We start from the raw sequence: 5,679 nt of genomic DNA, 5'->3' as shown, positions 1-5,679 counted from the left end.
TTTTTAGAAAAAATCAATGGAGAATAAAAATATTAAACTAATGAGGACTTAGGAACTGTACAAGGCAATTTGACTCTATTCGGCACAGTAAATAATTACGGGAAACTTACATGGAATTGCATTTAAGGTATTATACCCCAAAATTGACTTTAAAAGCAGATCTCAGTAAAGATTCTCCGCCCATGCAGGTACCTTCACCTGCACAGCAGAATAGTTTATTTAATTGAGGAAAAAGGGTCGTTAATTAAAAGCAGCCAGGGGCAGCAATACCAGGTCGATTTTAATTGTCAAATATCCTGTACAGCACCCAGTCATCCGTTTGAAAAACCCTCCGGAGCCTCAGGCCGCTGTTTGATTTTAAAATGACAGGTATATACCGGTTGTTTAACTGGGTAAACCCGGTCACTTCATTATTGTCGGTGGCAAGCAGTATGTAGTTATCGTATTTATCAGGTGCTTCAATTGCACTCAAAAATACACCCTCCTGGTAAGGCAGCGTTAATTTATGGATATCTTTTGTAAAGGCAACAACGGGGTACGCGATAGCATCATCTATCAACACATGCGCGTCTCCCGGCAGGCGGTTGATATAGTCGGCCAGATCATGGTTTTGTGCCTGCTGTGTATCCGGCGCGCGATTTAATATCGTAGTAACAAAGCTTCTTTCTTCTTTAACAGATGAATCCTGCAGGAAAACAAAGCCGGTATAAAGCATTACAAGCGTTATTACTCCTACCACAGCTTTTAAAACCAGTTGGTTTTTTACAATTTGTGCCCTGTAAAGCACTGCCAGCAACGCTAATACAAGAAAGATCAGGTAATACTCTTGTGATAAAAAAACCTTTTCGTACTTAATGTGCAAAAACTCTATAAAAGCAAATGGGGTAAGCAGGGTTAAAACCTGGTAGGTGCTGTTTCTGAACAGGTACACGGCAACCAGTGTTAAAGGACAAAACAACAGCATCCGTAAGGAGATCATTATCGTTGTTTCGGGCAATTGATATACGGGGCTGGTTGACAGCTGGTCGAAACTAAGTTTATCCGCTAAAACCGTCCAGGTTGCATAGGGGCTCTCATTAAAATAATCCAGGTCCTGTGCGTGGGTAAGGTTCAATAACTTGTAACAGATAACGCAGGCCAGCGGCAGCACAAATAAAATGATGTATAGTGCAAAAGTTTTATTGATGAGCTTACGCCGCATCGACGGATTATTGAAACTTTGATTTAACCGGAAGATTGATTCCTGCTCGCTTAAATTTAAACTCTTTATAGTGATAAACAATACCAGCGGGATAAAGAACAGGGTGAGCCAGATGAATTTATAATCGCAAAAAATCAGGATCACCAGGCAGATACTCGCAATAGAAACGTGGAAAGTAGTATTCGACCTGTAAAATTTAAGCAGGTTAAAAAAGAACAGGAAGAAAAATATCAATACCATCGCTATCGATTTGCCTGATGTGGCAGCATACACTATCCCCGGGTGGAACAAAAAGATGATTAAAAGCACCAGTAAATAAAAAACATCACTTACTCTTTTAATCAACGATCTGGCCATTAAGTAAAACAGGAGCGCTGTACACAGCGACGATGCAATAACCGGCGCCAGTACGTTGTTTTTAACGGAGAAGATAAACGACATGTAAAAAGGCAACAGGGGCGAAGTAAGGCCCATTACCTTTAGCCTGTTACCGAGCCCGTCTAAAATGATCTTGGCTTTTTCAATATAAAACAATCCTTCCTGGCTGTAATAACCCAGCTGGTTTAGGTAAATACCGCATACTACGTAGTACACCGCAAGTAATGCGGTAATAAGCAACAGATATCTGGATTGGTTCCTCATTTAACAACATTTGTTGGGCTGGTAACTTTACTAAGCCCATGGTCAGTTTTTTCCCAGTAAAATGGTTTAACAATTAATTGGTACAAGCCTTTAAAGGCCGCAATTGAATGCATGAGCCAGTAAACAGGGTTGGCGATTGAAAAAAGGATCAACTCGTAATAACGCCTTTTAAACACCGCCATCATATTGATATAGATCATTAATATATTGCCCACCATCAGGTTAAAAATCGACATAAATAATACCCAGTCTGGGAATAATGTCTGGATTGATGTAAGGTCAAATACGATGTAACTGATAAATATCCCCAATAAAAATGGATATACCAGGAAGGTAAGCGGTGTTGCGCCGATAAAGAAACTAAATCCTAAAAAGCCTTTCCATCCCAATTTTTTCCATAAAGCCACCGGGTCGCGCATATGCACCAGGTAGGTTTGCATGTACCCTTTTATCCACCTTGAGCGTTGCCTGATCCAGTTAAAAGGCTCATTATTGGCTTCCTCGTACGTGGTTGAGTTGATAACGGCAATTTTATATCCTTTTGCATAGGCCCTTACACCCAAATCTGCGTCTTCAGTAACGTTAAACGGATCCCATGCGCCTAATTCAACCAGGTTATCCAGTTTAAAATGGTTACTGGTTCCACCTAAGGGGATAGGGATATCTAATGTATCCAGGCCCGGCAGCATATAATCAAACCAGTAAGAATACTCAAGCGTAAACATCCTGGTTAAAAAGTTCTCATTACGGTTGTAATAATTCAGCGCGCTTTGGATACAGATATAGTTGGATGGTAATTTGTTGAACATGGTTACCACCTTTTTCAGCTGGTCGGTATCAGGGATATCCTCGGCATCATAAATAGTAAGGTATTTACCTTTCGAAAAATGGAGCCCGTAATTGCATGCCTTTGGTTTTGTTTTCGGCATGTGGAACGGCACCACGATCACCTCAAATATGGCGGGGAAATCAAGGTTGCGAACCGCGTTCAGCGTTTTGTCATCATCTTCCTCTATCAATAATTTAATATCCAGTCTTTCGCGCGGATAGTCAATTGACTGCAGGTTCCAGATCAGCTTTTTGATCAGTTTATCTTCTTTATAAACGGGTAGCAGGATGGTGTAGATCGGCAGCTCATCGTCTACCACTTCCTTCAGTTCATCTCTTGTTACAGCCTGGTGCAGTTCGAAACGGGAGCCCACCAAGGCAAGGAATAATTTGAAAAGGATGGCCACCAGGAAGAACACGCTGATGATAATGTTGATAATGATCGACGTGTCTTTAAACCGGAGCACCAGCCCTATCGTCACAACGCCCAACAATACAAAAAGGAATATCAACTGGCCCGAAGAAAATGTTGTAAAGGCTGAATTCGCCGGATCGCGGTTTAACAATTCATAAACCGATGATTTTACATACTTATCACCAAGCAGTTTATGGCTCATCCAAACAATGTCAAGGTCAGATGCTACGATGATCTCCGGCTCGCAGTCATAGGTAAACCGGATAAAATCAATAAATAATTTATCACCCGGATCTGCCATAACCGTAATTACCCGGTTATTTTCAATGCGCAACGGCATGGCCACATGTTGTTCAGCAAATTTGAGTTCAATTTTACTTAATACCTCCGGATCATACTCCATCTCGCGGATCTCTTTAAATGGATACCCCGCGTTGATCATGGAGCGTTCGTAGTTTTTCCTGGAGATATACCCGAAATTTAAAGCTATTTTAATGAAGGATTGCCCGGACCTGGCTGAAAAATCATCAATCTTTTCCCGGTCGCGCTGCGTAATAAAACCATCATTAACCAAAATTTCAGGAATAGACATATTTTTTATTTCAGTAAAATGTTAAAACAATTCAGCAAGCTACCCCGGTAAGCTGCTGCTTACCAGGGTTACTTATTCAGTTAACCGCTCCTGCTAACAAAATTTAATCGTTATATAATTCCTGTGATCTTTGAACCCTTGAGCGTACATAAAGGAATGATAGCAATATCAATAACAGTATGCCCAGTAAGATGTATAAGTTAAACTTTTCCCAGAACTGTGTAAGTGAACTCTTGGTTTCGGTATATTCAAGGTTATCACTTGATTTATTGATGTTAAACAAATATTTATTTGAATTAACATCGGTAACACATACGTTACTGGATAGGGTTGATAGCTGCTCGGTAATTGATTTGGAAACGTTCAAAAACGCGTCAGACTTGTGTGCATCCGGCCCCGTAGCTACGAGTACTAACGTAGCATTATTGCTGGTGCCATAAAATATTTGTGCCAGGCCTGAAGAAATAGAATCGGATTGCGAAACTTCGTATACAGGTAATTTCTTGTTATCCGCATTGTACAAAGTGAATTTGTCCCTAAACCGGATTGGTGCGCTCGGGAACTTGCCCAGCAAAGCATCGTCCTTGGATAACAAGGCAATGATGTTATTGTTCTTCAGGTCGCCTTCCGGGAATCCTTCTGAGTAAGCAAACTCAGGGAAATTGTTCGGGTTGATGTTGTTGTTCAACTCAAAAATAATTTCGCCCAATGCACCTGCAGTAAATTTCGCAATTGATTTTGATACCACGATTTTTGTGGTACCTAAATTAAATGCTTCAGGATATTGATAAAAACTTAATGCGCTTGAAATAAACGGATTTTTTGATTCCAGGTATGATTTATCTACGTCAACCTCACCAAAAAAGTTAATAAAGCTGTTTTTACATTGGCCGTTTGTAGGGAAGAACCTGAATTCAGATTCGAGCCTGTTATATTTATGGTGCTGGTAGCGGTTGATCGTTACCGAAGTGTTTAATTTACCTGATGCATCCAGTTTTTCACTGCTGATCAGTAATCCATTCAGGTAAATGTTAAAATAGCCCCTGTCGCCTGGGTTTAAGCCGCTGTAATTACCAATAAACCTGATCTCAACTTCTTTTGGTGTAAAGCTAAAATCGCTGTTTTTAAAAGTATATGCATTTTTTAACGAACCAACGCCCGAAAGGAAATCGCTTGATCCGCCAACTTGTTTCAAAGTAATTTTCGACCTGTTTTCATCGATGGTTTTGATGAAAGTATTTTCAGCATGATTGATGATCAGGTAGTTGCCAAAGCTCGAATTCAATATATTAACATTGCCCAGGGTAGTAACCGCTTTTAAATAGCCTTCTTCGTCGCCACCGGTAACAAATAAGATCTCACCTGCAACGTTTTCTGATGCAACCCTTTTAACATCCACCAATTTCCCTCTTTGATTTACTTTTTCGGTAATCGTGTCAGTTACCGTAGTCATTGATTTAGACAGATAGAGCAAGCCTTCGCCTGATTGAGCGCTCACATCCTTGATCAGTGATTTCTTATCTTCAGGAAGGCTGCCCATATTGCCCACCATGATATAATTTTTAACACTATCAGGAACTTTGCCCTGCTCAAAAACAGAGATAGTTTTGTTAGTAGCTTTTTTTAGCCTCGCATAAGCCCAGGCCACTGCTTTCAAATCGTTCAGGCTCGGCTCAGCCGGGTAAACAATGGCCCTTTTTGTATCAAAGCAATTGCTGATATTTACATTATCAATGCCGCCCTTTGCGTCTTTAACTAATGACAGGTACGAGTCGTTTTTTACCTTGAGCCACATCGCGGGGTTATCCAGGTCCTTACAAATATCATCTGTAATAGTTAACAATGTTTTTACCTGTATCTTCAGAAACCGGCCAGGTGACAGATCTTCTTTTCTAAGGTTAAGCACAAGTGTCTGGATAGAATCTTTGGAAAGACGTGAACTATAAACAGGTTTATCATTGATGATTACGTTGATAAAAGAGTTCTCTTTTATCAAGGCCT

General features: G+C 40.4%; 3 protein-coding genes. All 3 read right to left on the bottom strand.

What is annotated here, in order from left to right:
- Positions 1–280 precede the first annotated feature (280 nt).
- Complete coding sequence (locus tag QZY09_RS15475) at positions 281–1,843, bottom strand: hypothetical protein (protein WP_295673815.1); 1,563 nt, start codon at positions 1,841–1,843, stop codon at positions 281–283.
- Positions 1,840–3,678, bottom strand: coding sequence for a glycosyltransferase (locus tag QZY09_RS15470; RefSeq protein ID WP_295673812.1), 1,839 nt, complete (start codon positions 3,676–3,678; stop codon positions 1,840–1,842). The genes QZY09_RS15475 and QZY09_RS15470 overlap by 4 nt, the downstream gene beginning before the upstream one ends.
- A 103-nt stretch (positions 3,679–3,781) precedes the next feature.
- The coding region (locus QZY09_RS15465) for a cellulose biosynthesis cyclic di-GMP-binding regulatory protein BcsB (protein WP_295673810.1) at positions 3,782–5,679 on the bottom strand (1,898 nt) is incomplete at its 5' end.

Source organism: uncultured Mucilaginibacter sp. (assembly GCF_903913935.1).
GTDB lineage: Bacteria > Bacteroidota > Bacteroidia > Sphingobacteriales > Sphingobacteriaceae > Mucilaginibacter.
Note: the sequence above shows the minus strand (reverse complement) of the source record. Positions and strands in the feature narration are given on the sequence as shown.